Genomic DNA, 14,090 nt, shown 5'->3' with positions numbered 1-14,090 from the left:
CGGATGCGCCGTCCCGGAACACGCCCGGGACGAGGACGAGGCGCGCTCGCCGCGCCGGGGCACGGCCGACGGCGGTAGCGTCCCGCGGATGGCGGCCGTCGAGCCGGTGGGAGCCCCGGAGGCGGGCGGCGAGTCTCCGGACGTCGCTGCCCTGATCCCGCTCGTGCGCCGGATCGTGGCCTCCCGCGTGCCGGACGCCGCCACCGCCGACGACCTGGTGCAGGAGACGCTCGCCCGCGTGCTGGCCGCGGCCGAGCGGATCGAGGCGGGCATGCTCGAGCCCTACGCGATCGTGACCGCGCGCAACGTGGTGGCCTCCCTGTGGCGGGACCAGGACCGGCAGCGGCGCAACCAGCACCGCGTCGTCGACCTGCGGCCCCCGGAGGCCCCCGACGAGGACGTCCTCGCCCAGGAGGACCGGGCGGCGGTCACCGAGGCGCTGGGCCGGCTGTCCGAGCGGGAGCGGGCCACGCTGCTCGCCCACGAGGTCGCCGGGCAGGACACCCGCTCCCTCGCCGCCGAGCTCGGCTCCACCGCGGGAGCGGTCGCGGCGCAGCTGAACCGGACCCGCGCCCGGCTCCGGGTGGAGTACCTGCTGGTGTCCGAGCGGGTGGAGCCCCCGACGGAGCGGTGCCGGCCGGTGCTGCTGGCGCTGTCCAGCGGCGACCGGCGTCGGCAGCGGGAGGTCGACGCGGCCCGCCACCTGCTGGAGTGCGAGGTCTGCGCGCGGCTGGCCGAGCCGCTGCTCGGGCGCGGGCGGCCGCGGGACGACGACGTGCGGGTCGCCGTCCGCAAGGACGCCGACATCGTCGCCGCCCGCCAGGCCGCCCGTGAGCTGGCCACCCGGCTGGGCTTCTCCCCCACCGACATCACGCTGATCGCCACCGCGGTCTCCGAGGTGGCCCGCAACATCGTGCGCTTCGCCGACTCGGGCGAGGTCGTCGTGGCCGAGCTGAGCGAGCCGCGCTGCGGCATCTCGATCGTCGCCCGCGACGTCGGCCCCGGGATCCCCGACGTGGAGCAGGCGTTGCAGGACGGCTACAGCACCTACGCGGGGCTCGGGCTGGGACTGCCCGGCGCCCGGCGGCTGATGGACGAGTTCGCGGTGGTCTCCGAGACCGGCCGCGGGACGACGGTGACGATGACGAAGTGGCGGGGAGAGGCATGAGCCGGAACGAGACCGAGACCGTGACCGAGGCTCCCACCGAGGCCGAGCGTCACCTCGACGAGGACGTGCTGCTCCCCCAGCTCGTCGCGCACCTGCGGGAGCACCGCACGCGGCTGCGCCAGGAGTGGGCGCACCGCATCCAGGAGGCGCACCTGCTGCAGGCGATGACCTCGCAGGAGATGGCCGCCGAGACCACGCTCGTCTACGACAACTACGTCGAGGTGCTGGAGACCGGCAGCGTGGAGGCGCTCCAGCACTACGCCCGCGACCTCTCCGAGCGGATCATCCCGCGCGGCGTGGAGACCAACGAGGTCGTCGGCATCGTGCTGCTGTTGCGCGACGTCCTCGCCCGGTCGCTGTTCGAGAAGTACCAGCGCGACTTCGGGCTGCTCAACCGGGTGCTCGACGCCTACGAGCCGGCCGCCAACCGGATCGCCAACACCGTCGCGGTGAGCTTCGTCGAGGAGCGCGAGCGGATCATCCGGCAGCAGCAGGACAGCATCCGCGAGCTGTCGACGCCGGTGCTGCCGGTGCGCGAGCGGCTGCTCATCCTGCCGATCATCGGGATGCTCGACCGCGAGCGCGCCCGGCAGCTGACCGTGCAGCTGCTCAGCGGGATCCGCACGCACCGGGCGAAGGTGGTGGTCGTCGACATCACCGGGGTCCCGGACGTCGACGAGTCCGTCGCCAACAACCTGGTCCGGGCCGTCGACGCCTCGCGTCTCATGGGCGCGAGCGTGATCATCACCGGGCTGTCGCCTGACATCGCCCAGACGCTGGTCACCATCGGGGTCGACCTGTCGAAGATGAACACGATCGGCGACCTGCAGGGCGGGCTGGAAGAGGCCGAGCGGCTGCTGGGCTACTCGGTCGCCCGCGACGACGGGGGCAACGGGACGTGACCGGCCCGCGGCTGTTCTCCATCCTGCGACAGGGCCCCTACCTGATCGCCTCGGTGCACACCGCCCTCGACGACTCGCAGCTGGTGCGCTTCCAGCGAGACCTCGTGGAGCGGATCGGGACCGACCGGGCGCGCGGCGTCGTCATCGACGTGGCCGCGCTCGACGTCCTGGACTCCTTCGGTACACGGACGCTGCGCGGCATCGCGGAGATGGCGCGGTTGCGCGGCGCGGTCACCGTCGTCGTCGGCATCCAGCCCGACGTCGCCTTCACCATGGTCGAGCTCGGCATGGACACCGGGTCGGTGACCACCGCGCTGGACCTGGAGGAGGGCCTGGCCGAGCTCGACCGGCAGCTGGCGGCGCCGGTCTCGCGCGTATGAGCGCGCACGACGACCTGCTGCGCGACTACCGCGCGGCCTTCCTGCGGTACCTGTCGCGGCACGAGGAGACCTCGCTGACCGCCGGCTACCAGCTGGGGCGCCGCACGCTGGCCGCCGGACGCGGGCTGCTGGAGGTGGTGCAGGTGCACCACGAGGTCCTCATCGAGGTGCTGCGGGACAGCCCGGCCGACGAGGTGCAGGCGGTGGCCCGCTCGGCGTCGGCCTTCCTGCTCGAGGTGCTGGCCAGCTACGACATGGCCCGGCGCGGCCCCTCCTGACCCCCGCGTCATCCCCGGGCGTCGGCGACGTCTTCCTCCTCGACCGGCCGGGTGGCCGGCGAGGTGGGAGGCGACTGTGACGACGCGACGCTCCACGGACGACGGGGACCAGCTGCCGCGGTGCGGGTCGGGGCACGCCCGCACCACCGTCTCCGCGGGGTGCGCCGACCGCGTCCCCTCCGTCCCGCCGGGGGGCTCCCGGCCGGCCCGGACGCCGGACGCCGGCCGCGGGGTCATCGAGCAGCTGCGGCAGGCGGCCGTGTACGTGGAGACGGCGGCGGTGCTGGAGCGCCGGGCGGGGCGCTCGGCCGACCCGGCGCTGGCCGCCCTGCTGCGGGAGCGGGCCGAGGTGCGCCGCCGGACGGCCGAGCGGCTGCGGGCCGCGCTCGCCGCGCAGCGGCCGCTCCCCCTCCGGCTCCCCGCCGCGGACCAGGAGTGGTCGTGAGCCCGCTGGTCTGGCTCCTGGTGGCGTGGGCGGCGGCCACCGCCGGCACGGCGCTCTGGTACGCCCGCGCGTTCCGGCGCACCGAGTTCGGACCACGGGGCGGCCACCACCGGCGGCTGTCTCAGTAGTAGCTCCTCGTGCCGTCCAGCTGCTCCCGGAGCAGGTCGAGGTGGCCGACGTGGCGGGCGACCTCCTCGACGACGTGGAGGAGCACCCAGCGCAGGGTCAGACCGTCGGCGGAGTACTCGGCGTTGCGCCCGAGGGCGTCCAGCGACCACTCCCCGACGACGTCGTTGGAGACGGCGCACTGGCGGGCGTACTCGTCGAGCAGCACCCGCAGCGGGGTGTCACCGACCTGGAAGTCGGCGTCGGGGACGTCGCCGAACTGCGGGTTCCCGTCGGCGGGCCGGTCGAGGAAGAGCACCTCGAACCAGCAGTGCTCGACCCAGCGCAGGTGGGAGACCAGCCCCGCGACGGTCATCGCCGGCGAGGTGGGCAGCAGGGCGCGGCGGGCGTCGGCCTCGGAGAGCCCCTCGCACTTGTGGTGCACCAGCGCCCGCTGCAGGTCCAGCCAGCCGACCAGCTGGGTCCGTTCGTCGGCCGTCCCGGGCGGGCGGGTGCGGGGTGGGGTCACCCTCCCGGACCGTAGTGGGTCCGCGGCCGGGCCCGGGGCGGACGGCCGTGGTCGGTGCCGGTCCCCTGCATCCACGGCGGAGCGCTCTCGGGAAGGGATGGCGTGGACTCCCCCGCACCGCACCCGGACTGGGTCCTGCAGCCGCTCCTCGACCTCGGGCTCGGCGTCGAGCGGATCCGCACCCTGGTGTACCGGCTCTCGTTCGAGGTCGTCGTCCGGGACGGCCGCCCCTCGGTGGCCCACCTCCGGGCCGTCGTGGCCGACGAGCCGCCGGCCGTGCGGCGGGCGTGGACCGAGGTGATCGGCCGCCTGATCGCCTGAGCCGGCGGGCCGTCAGTCCTGGCTGGGGCCCAGCAGCCCGAGCTGCTGGGCCTTCACCACGGCCTCCAGCTGCGAGCGGACGCCGAGCTTGACGTGCAGCGACTTCACGTAGCCGCGGCAGGTCTCCAGGGTGATCCCGAGGACCCGGGCGATGGCCTTGACCTGCATCCCCCGGCCCAGGCAGTCCAGCACCTCCTGCTCGCGGCGGGTCAGGCGCGGGCGTTCCTCGTTCACCGGGACCGGCCGGCTCCCGGCCGCCGACGACCCGGCGAACGTGGAGGGGGCGACGAGCATCTGGCCGGGCCGCACCCGGGACAGCACGTCGATCATCTCGGCCAGGGAGCCGTCCTTGGGGATGAACGCCGACGCACCGGCCTGGGTCGCGCGCACCACCCAGTCCGGGTCGCGGTGCGCGGTGACCACGGCGACGACGGCGCCCGGGGCGACCTCGCGCACCCGGCGGGTCGCCGACAGCCCGTCCTGCCGCGGCATCTCGATGTCCATGACCACGATGTCCGGCTGGGTGTCGCGGGCCACGGCGATGGCCTCCGCGGCGGAGTGCGCCGTCCCCAGGACCTCCATCCCGGCGACCTCGAGGGCACCGCAGAGCAGCTCGGCGAAGGTGCGGTGGTCGTCCACGACGAGCACTCGCGGGGGGTCCAGGAAGGTGGCACGGTCGAACTGGTGGGACTGGGCGAGCACGGTTCCCCCGCGGATCGGGCGCCCCCCTGTTGGAGCGCGCGACCATGAGACGGTCGCGCGACACGCCCGGGAAAGGGTCCCGGATCAAGTCCTGACCAAAGTCCCTGCGCGCGGATCCTGCCGGCCAGCGCGTCGGGACCCGGCGTATCGGAAAGGCCGCGTTCCGGTGTGGTGACGCGCGCCACACCCGCGGTCGGCCGGCCTGCGCGCGCCCCGGCGGAGGGCATCCCCCGGACGGGTGACGACCGCTCAACCTCGCCGCGCGGCACCCGATGGCTGTTGCGTGGAGCTGCCGTCGTCGCTGCGCGCCCGCAACCCACGGGCGTCCCTGCGCAGCGCCGCGGTCATCCTGCTGGTGGCCGCGGCGACCCTGGCCGGCTTCACCAGCTTCGAGGACTCCACCGGCGGGCCGCTGCTGCTGGCCCCGTCGTGGGTCGGGGTGGCGGTGCTGGTCGTCGCGGGCGCGGTCTGCGCCCTGGGTCCGGCCGAGCGACTGGACCGCCTCGGCGCCGGCGTCCTCGTCGGGCTCGGCGGCGTCGTCCTGCAGTGCCTGCTGAACCTCGTGACCGAGGACGCCTCCGCGGCCGCGCAGGCGTTCTACGCCTTCCCGGTCCTCTGGGCCGCCGCGCACCTGCGCGTGGGGGCGGTCGCGCTGGTGGTCACCGCGGCGGTGACGGCGGACCTGACCACGCTGCTCCTGCTGGTGCCCGCGCACCAGGCGGTCACCGACGGCGTGTTCTTCGGCGCCGTCCTCGTCGTCATGGGGCTGGTCCTGGCCCGCGCCGGGCGGACGCAGGACCGGCTCGTGGCCGCGCTGCGGGAGCAGGCGACGGTCGACTCCCTGACCGGGCTGGCCAACCGGCGCTCGTTCGAGAGCGCCGTGGAGACGGCGCTGACCTCGCGCACGAGCCACGGCACCGGCCTGGTCCTCATCGACGTCGACGCGTTCAAGACGATCAACGACACCTACGGGCACCCGGTCGGCGACGACGTGCTGGTCCACCTCGCCGGGGTGCTGCGCCGGCAGGTGCGCTCCGGCGACGCTGTCCTCTCCCGGCTCGGTGGTGATGAGCTCGCCGTGCTGCTGCCGGGCTGCACCGCTGAGGCGGCCGCGCGGCGCGGCGACCAGTTGCTGGCCGCCGTGCACGCCGGGTCGATCGCCCTCGCCGACGGCACGGAGCTGCCCCTGTCGATCAGCGTCGGGGTGGCCCACGTGGCGCACGCGACCGGGGACCTGAAGGAGCTCTACGCCGCGGCGGACACCGCCCTCTACCGGGCCAAGCGCGCCGGCCGCGGTCAGGTGGCCGTCGGCAGCCGCTGACCGTCCTCCGCGGGGCCCGGGCTCACGTGCCGCAGAAGGTCACGTAGCGGCCGGCGTCCCCCGGAGCGGGTGCCGCGTAGCGCTCCAGGCCGGGGCGCTCGTCGAACGGGCGGGCCAGCACCTCCAGCAGCCGCTCCAGCGGGCCCAGGTCGTCGTCGTGCGCCGCGGTCAGCGCCTCCTCGACCAGGTGGTTGCGGGGGGTGTAGACGGGGTTGGTCCGGTCCATCAGGTCGGCGTCCGGCCCGAGGGCCCGCCACCGCTGCGCCCAGGCGTCGAACGCGGCGAGGTCGAGGACGAGGCGGCGCGCGGGCTCGGCGTCCCCCCGGGCGGCGGCGCCGAGGGCGCGGAAGAACGACGTGTAGTCGACGTTGTTGTCCCGGAGCAGGGTGAGCAGGTCGTCGACGAGGGCGGCGGCGACCGCGTCGTCCAGCCCCTCGGGCAGGCCGAGCTTGGCCCGCATGCCCGCCGACCACACGGCGCCGTACTCCCGGCGGAACCCGCCGAGCGACTCGACGGCGAGGGCGACCGCCTGCTCCTGGTCCTCGTGCAGCAGCGGCAGCAGCGCCTCGGCGAAGCGGGCCAGGTTCCACTCGGCGACCACCGGCTGGTTGCCGTAGGCGTAGCGGCCGCTCTCGTCGATCGAGCTGAACACCGTGGCCGGGTCGAAGACGTCGAGGAAGGCGCACGGCCCGTAGTCGATGGTCTCGCCGGAGACCGTCACGTTGTCGGTGTTCATGACCCCGTGCACGAAGCCGACGAGCATCCACCGGGCCACCAGCGACGCCTGCGCGGCGACCACCGCCTCGAACAGCGCGAGGTGGGGCTGCTCGGCCTCCGCCGCGGCGGGGTGGTGCCGGGCGATCGCGGCATCGGCGAGGCGGCGCAGGAGGTCGACGTCGTCGGTGGCGCGGGCGTACTGGAAGCTGCCGACGCGCAGGTGGCTGCTCGCGACACGGGCCAGGACCGCGCCCGGCAGCAGGGTCTCCCGGCGCACCGGGCGGCCGGTGGCCACGACGGCGAGCGAGCGGGTCGTCGGGACGCCGAGGGCGTGCATCCCCTCGCTCACGACGTACTCGCGCAGCATCGGTCCGAGCGCGGCCAGCCCGTCCCCGCCGCGGGAGAACGGCGTGCGCCCCGAGCCCTTGAGGTGCAGGTCGCGCAGCCGGCCGTCGGCGTCGGTCAGCTCACCGAGCAGCAGGGCGCGGCCGTCGCCGAGCCGCGGGGAGTACCAGCCGAACTGGTGGCCGGCGTAGGCCTGGGCGACCGGGTGGGCGTCGGCGGGGAGGGAGGTGCCCACCAGCAGGCCGACGCCGTCCTCGCTGCGCAGCGCGGCCGGGTCGAGCCCGAGCTCCGCCGCCAGCCGGTCGTTCAGGACGAGCAGCCGCGGGGACGGCGCCTCCTCCGCGCGCCACGGGACCGCCAGCTCCGGCAGCTCACGGGCGAAGCGGTCGTGCAGGACGACGGTCGGGGCCGGTGCGACGCTCACCCTCCCCACGGTACGTACGCGGCCGAGGAGCGGCTCCCGGCGATGTCGATCCGGGGGCCGCTCGTTCGTCGTCCTGGTGAGGCCCGGGCAACCCCGCCCGGGCGGCACCCGGGAGGACTCCCCGATGACCACCACCGACCGCACCCAGCTCGTCCGCGACACCGCCCTGACCCGGACCACCCGCGACCTCGTCCTGCTCGTCGCCCGGATCGGCCTCGGCGTGCTGATGGTCGGCCACGCCAAGGTCGAGTACGACTTCGGCGGCAGCCTCGCCGGGGTCGGGCAGCTGTTCGCCCAGAGCGGCGTCCCCCTCGGCACGGTCACCGGCCCGGCCAACGTGCTCTTCGAGCTGGTCGGCGGGATCGCGATGGTCGTCGGCGCCGCGGTGCCGGTCGTCGGCGTGCTGATGGCGCTGAACATGGCCGGGGCCTGGCTGTTCGTGCACACCAGCGGCCTGTACGCCATGGACCACAACGGCCCCGAGCTGGTCATCGCCATCGGGCTGCTCAGCCTCGTCCTCGCCGTGACCGGCTCGGGCCGCTTCGGGATCGACCACCTCGTCGTCCGGCGCCTGCGTCACCGGTCCCGGTCCGCGGCCTGACCGCGCCGGCCGGGAGTGCCAGACTCGGCCGGTGCAGCACCGACTCGTGCTCGTCCGCCACGCCGAGGCCGCGCACGCCGCCGTGGACGCCGACCGCCCGCTCACCGAGCACGGCGCCCGGGCGGCGGCGGCCATCGGCGCCTGGCTCCGGCAGACCGGCCTGGTCCCCGACCGGGTGCTGGTCTCCCCCGCACGCCGGGCGGCGCAGACCTGGCAGCAGGCCGGCGCGGCCGCGCCGACGCCCGTCGTGGACCTGCGCATCTACGGCAACTCCGTCGACGCGCTGCTGGCCGCCGTCCGCGAGACCCCGGACGACGTCGCGACCCTGGCCCTGGTCGGCCACAACCCGTCCATCCAGGGGCTCGCCGCTCTCCTGGACGACGGGAACGGCAGCCCGCCGGCGCGCCGCGGCCTCGAGGCGGGCTTCCGCGCCGGCGGTGTGGCCGTCCTCGACCTCGACGTGCCCTGGGCCGACGTCGCGCCGGGCGCCGCGTCGCTGACCGCCTACGAGGTCCCCGGCGCCTGAGGGCGAGGACCCGCCGGAGCGTCGCCGTCCCGCGTCGGGAGACGGTGTCGACGCGCGACCGTCCGCGCTAGCGTCCGGCCCCGCGGAACGACCCCGCATCGCAGACGGTGCAGAGCCCGACGGAGCAGTCCCCCGCGGTCGCGGGGATCCCGCCGGGCCGACGGTTCCGTCCACCGGTGCGGGGTGCACGCCGGCGGACCGCCGGCCGAGGCGACCGGCAGCGCACCGGGAACGCTGCCGGACGGCCTCCCCCATCTCCCTGGCGCGCTCTCCTCCGAGGACGAGGAGGAGTCGAACGGGCGGGCGCACCGCCCGGGTCGCGCCGTTCCCCACGGAAGCGGAGGACGAGATGATGCACTCCGGACGCACTCGCACCCTCGGAGCACTGGGCCTGATCGCCGGGTTGGCCGTTCCCGTGTGTGTGGCGACGACGGCGACCGCGGCCGTCCCGACGCTGGTCGACCCGGCCCAGATCCTCGAGGCGCACAACGCCGCACGGGCGGAGGTGGGAACGGCGCCGCTGGAGTGGTCGTCCACCCTGGAGGCCAGCGCACAGCAGTGGGCGGACCACCTGGCGGAGATCCACGGCCTGGAGCACAGCGGTCCCGGGGGCTCCGGTCACGGGGAGAACCTCTGGATGGGCACCCGGGACGTCTTCTCCGACGCCCAGAAGATCACCTTCTGGACCGCGGAGGAGACGTTCTTCGTCCCGGGACAGACGTTCCCCGACGTCTCCAACACCGGGAACTGGGAGGACGTCGGCCACTACACCCAGATGGTCTGGTACGACACGACCGCGATCGGGTGCGGCGTGGCCAGCGACGACGAGAACGACTACCTGGTCTGCCACTACGACCCGCCGGGCAACGTCGAGGGCGAGTACCCCCTGGGCCACCCGTGAGCGGGCGACACCCGTGACCGGCTCGCTGCGGGTTCCCGGCACCAGCCGGCCCCCCGACGGCAGATGGTGGTGGACATGAGCAGCACTCCCCCTCCCCTCCGGCCCGGCGTCGCCGCCGGCGGCTGGCTGGCCATCTCAGGCCAGGTGGGACTCGAGGACGGCGTCCTCGTCGAGGGGCCTCGTGCCCAGACGGCACAGGCACTGGCCAACCTGCGCCGGGTCGTGGAGTCACACGGCGCCGGTTTGGCCGACGTGGTCAAGACCAACGTCTTCCTCGTCACCATGGACCACTACGCGGTCATGAACGAGGAGTACGCGAAGGTCTTCGCCGGCGCGCCACCGGCGCGGTCGGCGGTCGCCGTCCACCAGTTGCCACTCGGCGCGCTGGTCGAGATCGAGGCATGGGTCCACCTGCCCGGACACCGGCCCCCTGACGCGGGCCCTCAGCAGCGGCCCTCTCCGGCTCGCTGACGATCCGCCTGCCCGTGACCCGAACTCGTCCAGCCACGCGGGTCACCGCGAGAAGTGGCTCACGCGCGGTCTTCTCCGTTGCCGAGGGGCTCGTCGTACAAGTACAGCAGGCGCTGCAGCGCTTCGCGGGTCTGGTCGAGTTCGGCGGTGAGCCGCAGCACGTCGAGGCGAAGGCCGAGTACCTGTTCCACGTGAGCAGAGATGTGGGGGTCGGAGGCGCCGGGCTCGGTCGCCACCAGGGCGGAACTCGTCGCCGCGTGCCGCTCCCGCGCAGGCTCCCGGACACCCGGCAGAGCGGTGACGGACGTGCGGGCGGAGCGCTCCTCCACCCGTTTGCGCAGCGCCTCGGCCAGTGGTCGGTACGAGCCTCGGAACTCGGCACCCGGTCGTGCCGGAGCAACCGGCACACCATCCGCATCGATGAACGTCGTCAGGTTGGCCGAGATGGTCCGACCGGCCCCATCCCACGGCGTGGAGAAACTCCACGACCACATGTACTGGCCGACGTACCACATCGGTTGCCCCGGCACGTCGTCCCACGGCTCGGATGACGCCGAGTGCGCGCCGAGCCCGACGACGTCGACCCAGCGCTCGAGCCTGGGCAGGATGCGGTCCCCGTCGGGGCAGGACGCGGCCAGCAGCGTCGCGAGCCGCGCGACCTCGGCCACGTCCCGTCGCTCGGCCGGCGCCTCGCGCTCGTACTGCTCGGACGGCGAGGCTGCTGCGACCGGCTGGACGCCGTAGCCCTCGATCGGGCGGTCCGTGCTCCCGGCCCCCCGGAGGTCGTGGTGATGCCACGAACCGCCCCGCGGCCGCGGGAGGCAGGCGCCGGGGGTCGTTCCCGCCGCGGATCCCGCGCCCGGATCGGAGACCGGGCGTGGGACGGCGACGTGAGAGCCGCCGTGGAACCACCGCTCGGTCCAGGGGTGGTGCTCGGTGTCCGGACGGAGGCCGTGGGGAGGCGAGGAGGCGGCCCACTGCACGCCTGGAGGGCAACCAGGACCCGGCTGCACGACCACCGGACGGTCGTCCACGAGCTGCAGAGGCTGCGCCACACTCCTGCGCGGATCGGCTCGGTGGGCGCCGTGGGCGCCGCGCCGCGGCCGGAGGAGCCGCAGCCAGAGGTCCCGGCCGGCGAGCAGCCAGGACGCCCCGAAGGCCCAGGTGGCGGCGGTCTCCGACGCGAAGAGCAGCGGAAGCGGCCCGAGGTCGAGCTCCAGGTGGTTGCCGAGTGCTGCCGCGGCGATGCCCAGCAGGACCACCCCGCCACACAGGCCGTGGAGGCACGTCGCCGTGAGGCTGCCGCCGTGGATCCGCTCCCGGCGGGCGAAGAGGAACGAGAGAGCAGCCAGCAGCAGGAAGCACCCGCCCGCAGCGATCAGGTGCACGTGTTCCGTCCGGACCTCGCCGAGCAACTGCTCCATCGGCGAGCAGCCCGACGGGGTCGGCGTGCTGCCGCACCTGGGCGCTCCCGCAGGGGAGCCCGGCTGCCCGATCGGGAAGAACACCACGCCGAGCAGGGCCAGCCCCGCGAGCAGGCTCAGCCAGAAGTCCCACGTCCACGGTCGTCCCGCGAGATAGGTCGCCAGCAGGACGGCGATGATGCACAGAGCCCCGACGAACACGTCCTGCATCGACGTGTGGTAGTAGGAGCTCAGCGAGCTGCCGACGTGCAGCCCGTCGCCCCGGACCCAGCTCTCCCCGGCGATCAGGACGAGGGGGAGCAGGATGCCGATCAGCCCGACCGCTGTCCGGATGAGCAGGTAGGAGCGGACGTAGAGCACCGCCGGATCGCTGCGGTCGGACAGGTCACGCGGGCGTGGAAGGGTGTCCGGGCTCGGCTGACGCATCGCACCTCCGCATCGGCTGCCCCACCGATGGCCACGGGGCAGCGCCAGTTGGGAGACGACCGCGCCTCGCCGCGCCACCCCGGGCCCTCGGGAAGGCGCGAGGAGCCGTCGATGTCGCGGCCATCACACTGCGGTCAACGTCGGGGACCGGCGCCGGGGTGCGCCCGCGGACACCACCTGCCTCAGGCGCCACAGCTCTCCCGGAGGCCACAGCAGTCCCGGCCCCGGCGCCCGGTGGAGGCGCAGGCGACGGACGAGCCGGCCCGTTCGCCGGGGAACGTGGTGGTTCGTCTGCCCTGATCGACGCCTAGGGCCGTCGGACGGCGTAGCGCAGCAGGACGACACCGTTGCCGAACCGCCGGTTCTCCACCAGGTCGAGGTCGGTCCGGGTGTCGGCGGTCTCGAACAACCGTCGACCGCGGCCGACGACGACCGGGTTGACGTAGAGCCGGTACTCGTCGACCAGGTCCAGCCGGCGGAAGGTCTCGACCAGGTCGGCCCCGCCGAGCGTCATGTCCCCGCCGGGCTGCTGCTTCAGCGCGCGGATCTCGTCGGGGTCCACCTCTGCCCGCAGGGAGGCGTTCGGGCCGACCTCGTGCAGCGTGCGGGAGAACACGATCTTCGGCACCGCCCGCCAGATGCCGGCGAACTCACGCATGACCGGCGGGTTGTCCGGGTCCTGGTCGGCGGTCGGCCAGACCGCCTCCATGAGCTCGTAGCTGACCCGGCCCTCGATGAACGCGCTCATGGTCGCGAGCTGCTCGTTGAAGTGCGCGTGCAGCTCTTCGTCGACGAGGTGCCAGCTCAGGTCGTGGTCGGGCCCCTCGAAGTAGCCGTCCAGCGACAGCATCATCTGCACGACGATCTCCCGCATGCGTCCTCCTGGTCCACGACTCGGTCCGGGAGCTGGGACCGGCGGACGCGGCGGAGCTCATCGGTCCCGCCGGCCTCCCCTGGGCACGGCCGGTCGGGGAAGCGCGTCAGAGGGGTGCCGATCCGGGGCGGGCACTCAGCGCCTGGTCTCGTACCTGGTCAGCACCACGCCCTCGGGGAACGTCCGGGTCTCCACCAGGGTCAGGTCCACCCAGTTGTCCAGGGCCGTGAAGAAGGGCGTGCCGCTGCCCACCAGGACCGGTGCGGTGGCCAGCACGTACTCGTCGATCAGCCCGGCCCGCATCGCCGCTGCGGCGAGGGTGGCGCCGCCGATGTCCATGGGGCCGCCGTCCTCGGCCTTGAGCCGGGTGATCTCGGCGACCGCGTCGCCGGTGACCAGGCGGGTGTTCCCGTCGACCGAGCTGATCGTGGAGGAGAACACCACCTTCGGCATGTCCTGCCAGCGGCGGGCGTACTCGATCTCCGCCGGTGTGGCGCCGGGCTGCTGGTCGGCGGTGGGCCAGTGGGAACTCATCGCCTCCCACAGCTTGCGCCCGTACAGCGCCAGGCCGGTCGCCCCCACCCGGTCGGACCACCACTGGAACAGCTCGTCGCTCGGCACGCTCCACCCGAGGTCGTCGCCGGGCGCGGCGATGTAGCCGTCCAGGGACAGGTTCATGGCGAAGGTCAGTTTCCGCACGGCGTGCGCCTCCCGTGAGTCGGTGTTCGGCGTACAGACCGGCACGGCGGGGAGAAGTCATCGGCTCGGGCCACAGCGCCCCGCTGACGCACACGTCCAGGTCAGCGGCGGGCGACGGACGAGTCGGCCTGTACGCCGGGTTCTGTCCACGGGGGCCTCGCGGCCTCCCGATGGGCGGTCATCCATCTAGGCCTGCCGTTGCCGGCAGGCTCGAGCGGTCCACCCGCAGGCATCGGGCGGGCAGCCCTCGAACGCCTGCGCAGGACGACGTCGCCGCCGTCCCTCTCGACCTTGCTCCGGGTGGGGTTTACCGAGCCACACCGGTCACCCGGTGTGCGGTGGTCTCTTACACCGCCGTTTCACCCTTACCAGCGGCGAACCGCTGGCGGTCTGTTCTCTGTGGCACTGTCCCGCGGGTCACCCCGGGTCGCTGTTAACGACCACCCTGCCCTGTGGAGCCCGGACGTTCCTCGGCGACGGGGTTGCCCCCGCCGACGCGACCGCCCAGCCGACTCGTCCGTCGTCCGCCCA

General features: G+C 74.2%; 18 protein-coding genes and 1 other RNA gene. 12 read left to right on the top strand and 7 right to left on the bottom strand.

The window, feature by feature from the left end; all coding sequences use genetic code 11:
* Nucleotides 1-88: 88 nt before the first annotated feature.
* The 6 genes from ACI789_RS15695 to ACI789_RS15670 all read left to right on the top strand — a co-directional run bounded on the left by ACI789_RS15695 (nucleotide 89) and on the right by ACI789_RS15670 (nucleotide 3,301).
* On the top strand, nucleotides 89-1,168 hold the full coding sequence (locus ACI789_RS15695; protein WP_457010304.1) for a sigma-70 family RNA polymerase sigma factor: 1,080 nt from the start codon (nucleotides 89-91) through the stop codon (nucleotides 1,166-1,168).
* Complete coding sequence (locus ACI789_RS15690; protein ID WP_457010303.1) at nucleotides 1,165-2,070, top strand: STAS domain-containing protein; 906 nt, start codon at nucleotides 1,165-1,167, stop codon at nucleotides 2,068-2,070. Before ACI789_RS15695 ends, ACI789_RS15690 begins: the two co-directional genes overlap by 4 nt.
* Nucleotides 2,067-2,450 carry an STAS domain-containing protein gene (locus tag ACI789_RS15685; RefSeq protein WP_457010302.1) on the top strand — a complete coding sequence of 128 codons (384 nt, stop codon included), beginning with the start codon at nucleotides 2,067-2,069 and terminating at the stop codon, nucleotides 2,448-2,450. The genes ACI789_RS15690 and ACI789_RS15685 overlap by 4 nt, the downstream gene beginning before the upstream one ends.
* A complete protein-coding gene (locus ACI789_RS15680) occupies nucleotides 2,447-2,728 on the top strand; it encodes a phosphatase RsbU N-terminal domain-containing protein (protein ID WP_457010301.1) in 282 nt (93 codons plus the stop codon). The genes ACI789_RS15685 and ACI789_RS15680 overlap by 4 nt, the downstream gene beginning before the upstream one ends.
* 76 nt (nucleotides 2,729-2,804) lie before the next feature.
* Nucleotides 2,805-3,173, top strand: coding sequence for a hypothetical protein (locus tag ACI789_RS15675; RefSeq protein WP_456920152.1), 369 nt, complete (start codon nucleotides 2,805-2,807; stop codon nucleotides 3,171-3,173).
* Nucleotides 3,170-3,301: a hypothetical protein gene (locus tag ACI789_RS15670; protein WP_457010300.1), complete on the top strand. Its 132-nt coding sequence runs from the start codon at nucleotides 3,170-3,172 to the stop codon at nucleotides 3,299-3,301. The genes ACI789_RS15675 and ACI789_RS15670 overlap by 4 nt, the downstream gene beginning before the upstream one ends.
* Here ACI789_RS15670 and ACI789_RS15665 read toward each other — a convergent pair.
* Entirely contained in the window at nucleotides 3,295-3,807 is a 513-nt protein-coding gene (locus ACI789_RS15665; protein WP_457010299.1) for a DinB family protein, read from the bottom strand. The two genes, ACI789_RS15670 and ACI789_RS15665, sit on opposite strands and share 7 nt — an antisense overlap.
* Nucleotides 3,808-3,909: 102 nt before the next feature.
* On the opposite strand from ACI789_RS15665, the gene ACI789_RS15660 reads away from it, so the two are divergent.
* Nucleotides 3,910-4,128, top strand: coding sequence for a hypothetical protein (locus ACI789_RS15660; RefSeq protein WP_457010298.1), 219 nt, complete (start codon nucleotides 3,910-3,912; stop codon nucleotides 4,126-4,128).
* Nucleotides 4,129-4,140: 12 nt separating this feature from the next.
* Here ACI789_RS15660 and ACI789_RS15655 read toward each other — a convergent pair whose 3' ends face one another.
* Nucleotides 4,141-4,830, bottom strand: a complete 690-nt coding sequence (locus tag ACI789_RS15655; RefSeq protein WP_457010297.1) for a response regulator transcription factor — start codon at nucleotides 4,828-4,830, stop codon at nucleotides 4,141-4,143.
* Between the two features lie 283 nt (nucleotides 4,831-5,113).
* On the opposite strand from ACI789_RS15655, the gene ACI789_RS15650 reads away from it, so the two are divergent.
* Nucleotides 5,114-6,151 carry a GGDEF domain-containing protein gene (locus ACI789_RS15650; protein WP_457010296.1) on the top strand — a complete coding sequence of 346 codons (1,038 nt, stop codon included), beginning with the start codon at nucleotides 5,114-5,116 and terminating at the stop codon, nucleotides 6,149-6,151.
* 22 nt (nucleotides 6,152-6,173) lie between these two features.
* Here the strand turns inward: ACI789_RS15650 and ACI789_RS15645 are convergent, their stop codons facing one another.
* Nucleotides 6,174-7,637: a protein adenylyltransferase SelO gene (locus ACI789_RS15645; RefSeq protein WP_457010295.1), complete on the bottom strand. Its 1,464-nt coding sequence runs from the start codon at nucleotides 7,635-7,637 to the stop codon at nucleotides 6,174-6,176.
* Between the two features lie 124 nt (nucleotides 7,638-7,761).
* On the opposite strand from ACI789_RS15645, the gene ACI789_RS15640 reads away from it, so the two are divergent.
* The 4 genes from ACI789_RS15640 (at nucleotide 7,762) to ACI789_RS15625 (ending at nucleotide 10,136) form a co-directional block, all read left to right on the top strand.
* Nucleotides 7,762-8,238, top strand: coding sequence for a DoxX family protein (locus ACI789_RS15640; RefSeq protein ID WP_457010294.1), 477 nt, complete (start codon nucleotides 7,762-7,764; stop codon nucleotides 8,236-8,238).
* A 31-nt stretch (nucleotides 8,239-8,269) separates the two neighbouring features.
* A complete protein-coding gene (locus ACI789_RS15635) occupies nucleotides 8,270-8,764 on the top strand; it encodes a SixA phosphatase family protein (RefSeq protein WP_457010293.1) in 495 nt (164 codons plus the stop codon).
* Nucleotides 8,765-9,116: 352 nt separating this feature from the next.
* Entirely contained in the window at nucleotides 9,117-9,665 is a 549-nt protein-coding gene (locus ACI789_RS15630; RefSeq protein WP_457010292.1) for a CAP domain-containing protein, read from the top strand.
* 75 nt (nucleotides 9,666-9,740) lie between these two features.
* Nucleotides 9,741-10,136, top strand: a complete 396-nt coding sequence (locus tag ACI789_RS15625; protein WP_457010291.1) for a RidA family protein — start codon at nucleotides 9,741-9,743, stop codon at nucleotides 10,134-10,136.
* A 59-nt stretch (nucleotides 10,137-10,195) separates the two neighbouring features.
* Here the strand turns inward: ACI789_RS15625 and ACI789_RS15620 are convergent, their stop codons facing one another.
* The 4 genes from ACI789_RS15620 to rnpB form a co-directional block, all read right to left on the bottom strand.
* A complete protein-coding gene (locus ACI789_RS15620; RefSeq protein WP_457010290.1) occupies nucleotides 10,196-11,986 on the bottom strand; it encodes a hypothetical protein in 1,791 nt (596 codons plus the stop codon).
* A 307-nt stretch (nucleotides 11,987-12,293) separates the two neighbouring features.
* Nucleotides 12,294-12,860, bottom strand: coding sequence for a dihydrofolate reductase family protein (locus ACI789_RS15615; RefSeq protein WP_457010289.1), 567 nt, complete (start codon nucleotides 12,858-12,860; stop codon nucleotides 12,294-12,296).
* A gap of 135 nt (nucleotides 12,861-12,995) precedes the next feature.
* Entirely contained in the window at nucleotides 12,996-13,559 is a 564-nt protein-coding gene (locus tag ACI789_RS15610; protein WP_457010288.1) for a dihydrofolate reductase family protein, read from the bottom strand.
* 115 nt (nucleotides 13,560-13,674) lie between these two features.
* Nucleotides 13,675-14,075: RNase P RNA component class A (rnpB, locus tag ACI789_RS15605), an RNA gene on the bottom strand.
* Between the last annotated feature and the right edge of the window lie 15 nt (nucleotides 14,076-14,090).

The sequence above is a fragment of the Geodermatophilus sp. SYSU D00965 genome, assembly GCF_054050075.1.
The sequence above is the reverse complement of the archived record's forward strand: the minus strand, read 5'-3'. Positions and strand labels throughout refer to the sequence as shown.

Excerpts from the sequence above, each read along its gene's own strand:
- ACI789_RS15615 (WP_457010289.1), bottom strand. The coding sequence starts at position 12,860 with ATGCGGGAGATCGTCGTGCAGATGATGCTGTCGCTGGACGGCTACTTC.
- ACI789_RS15630 (WP_457010292.1), top strand. The coding sequence starts at position 9,117 with ATGCACTCCGGACGCACTCGCACCCTCGGAGCACTGGGCCTGATCGCC.
- ACI789_RS15680 (WP_457010301.1), top strand. The coding sequence starts at position 2,447 with ATGAGCGCGCACGACGACCTGCTGCGCGACTACCGCGCGGCCTTCCTG.
- ACI789_RS15625 (WP_457010291.1), top strand. The coding sequence starts at position 9,741 with ATGAGCAGCACTCCCCCTCCCCTCCGGCCCGGCGTCGCCGCCGGCGGC.
- ACI789_RS15620 (WP_457010290.1), bottom strand. The coding sequence starts at position 11,986 with ATGCGTCAGCCGAGCCCGGACACCCTTCCACGCCCGCGTGACCTGTCC.
- ACI789_RS15695 (WP_457010304.1), top strand. The coding sequence starts at position 89 with ATGGCGGCCGTCGAGCCGGTGGGAGCCCCGGAGGCGGGCGGCGAGTCT.
- ACI789_RS15690 (WP_457010303.1), top strand. The coding sequence starts at position 1,165 with ATGAGCCGGAACGAGACCGAGACCGTGACCGAGGCTCCCACCGAGGCC.
- ACI789_RS15640 (WP_457010294.1), top strand. The coding sequence starts at position 7,762 with ATGACCACCACCGACCGCACCCAGCTCGTCCGCGACACCGCCCTGACC.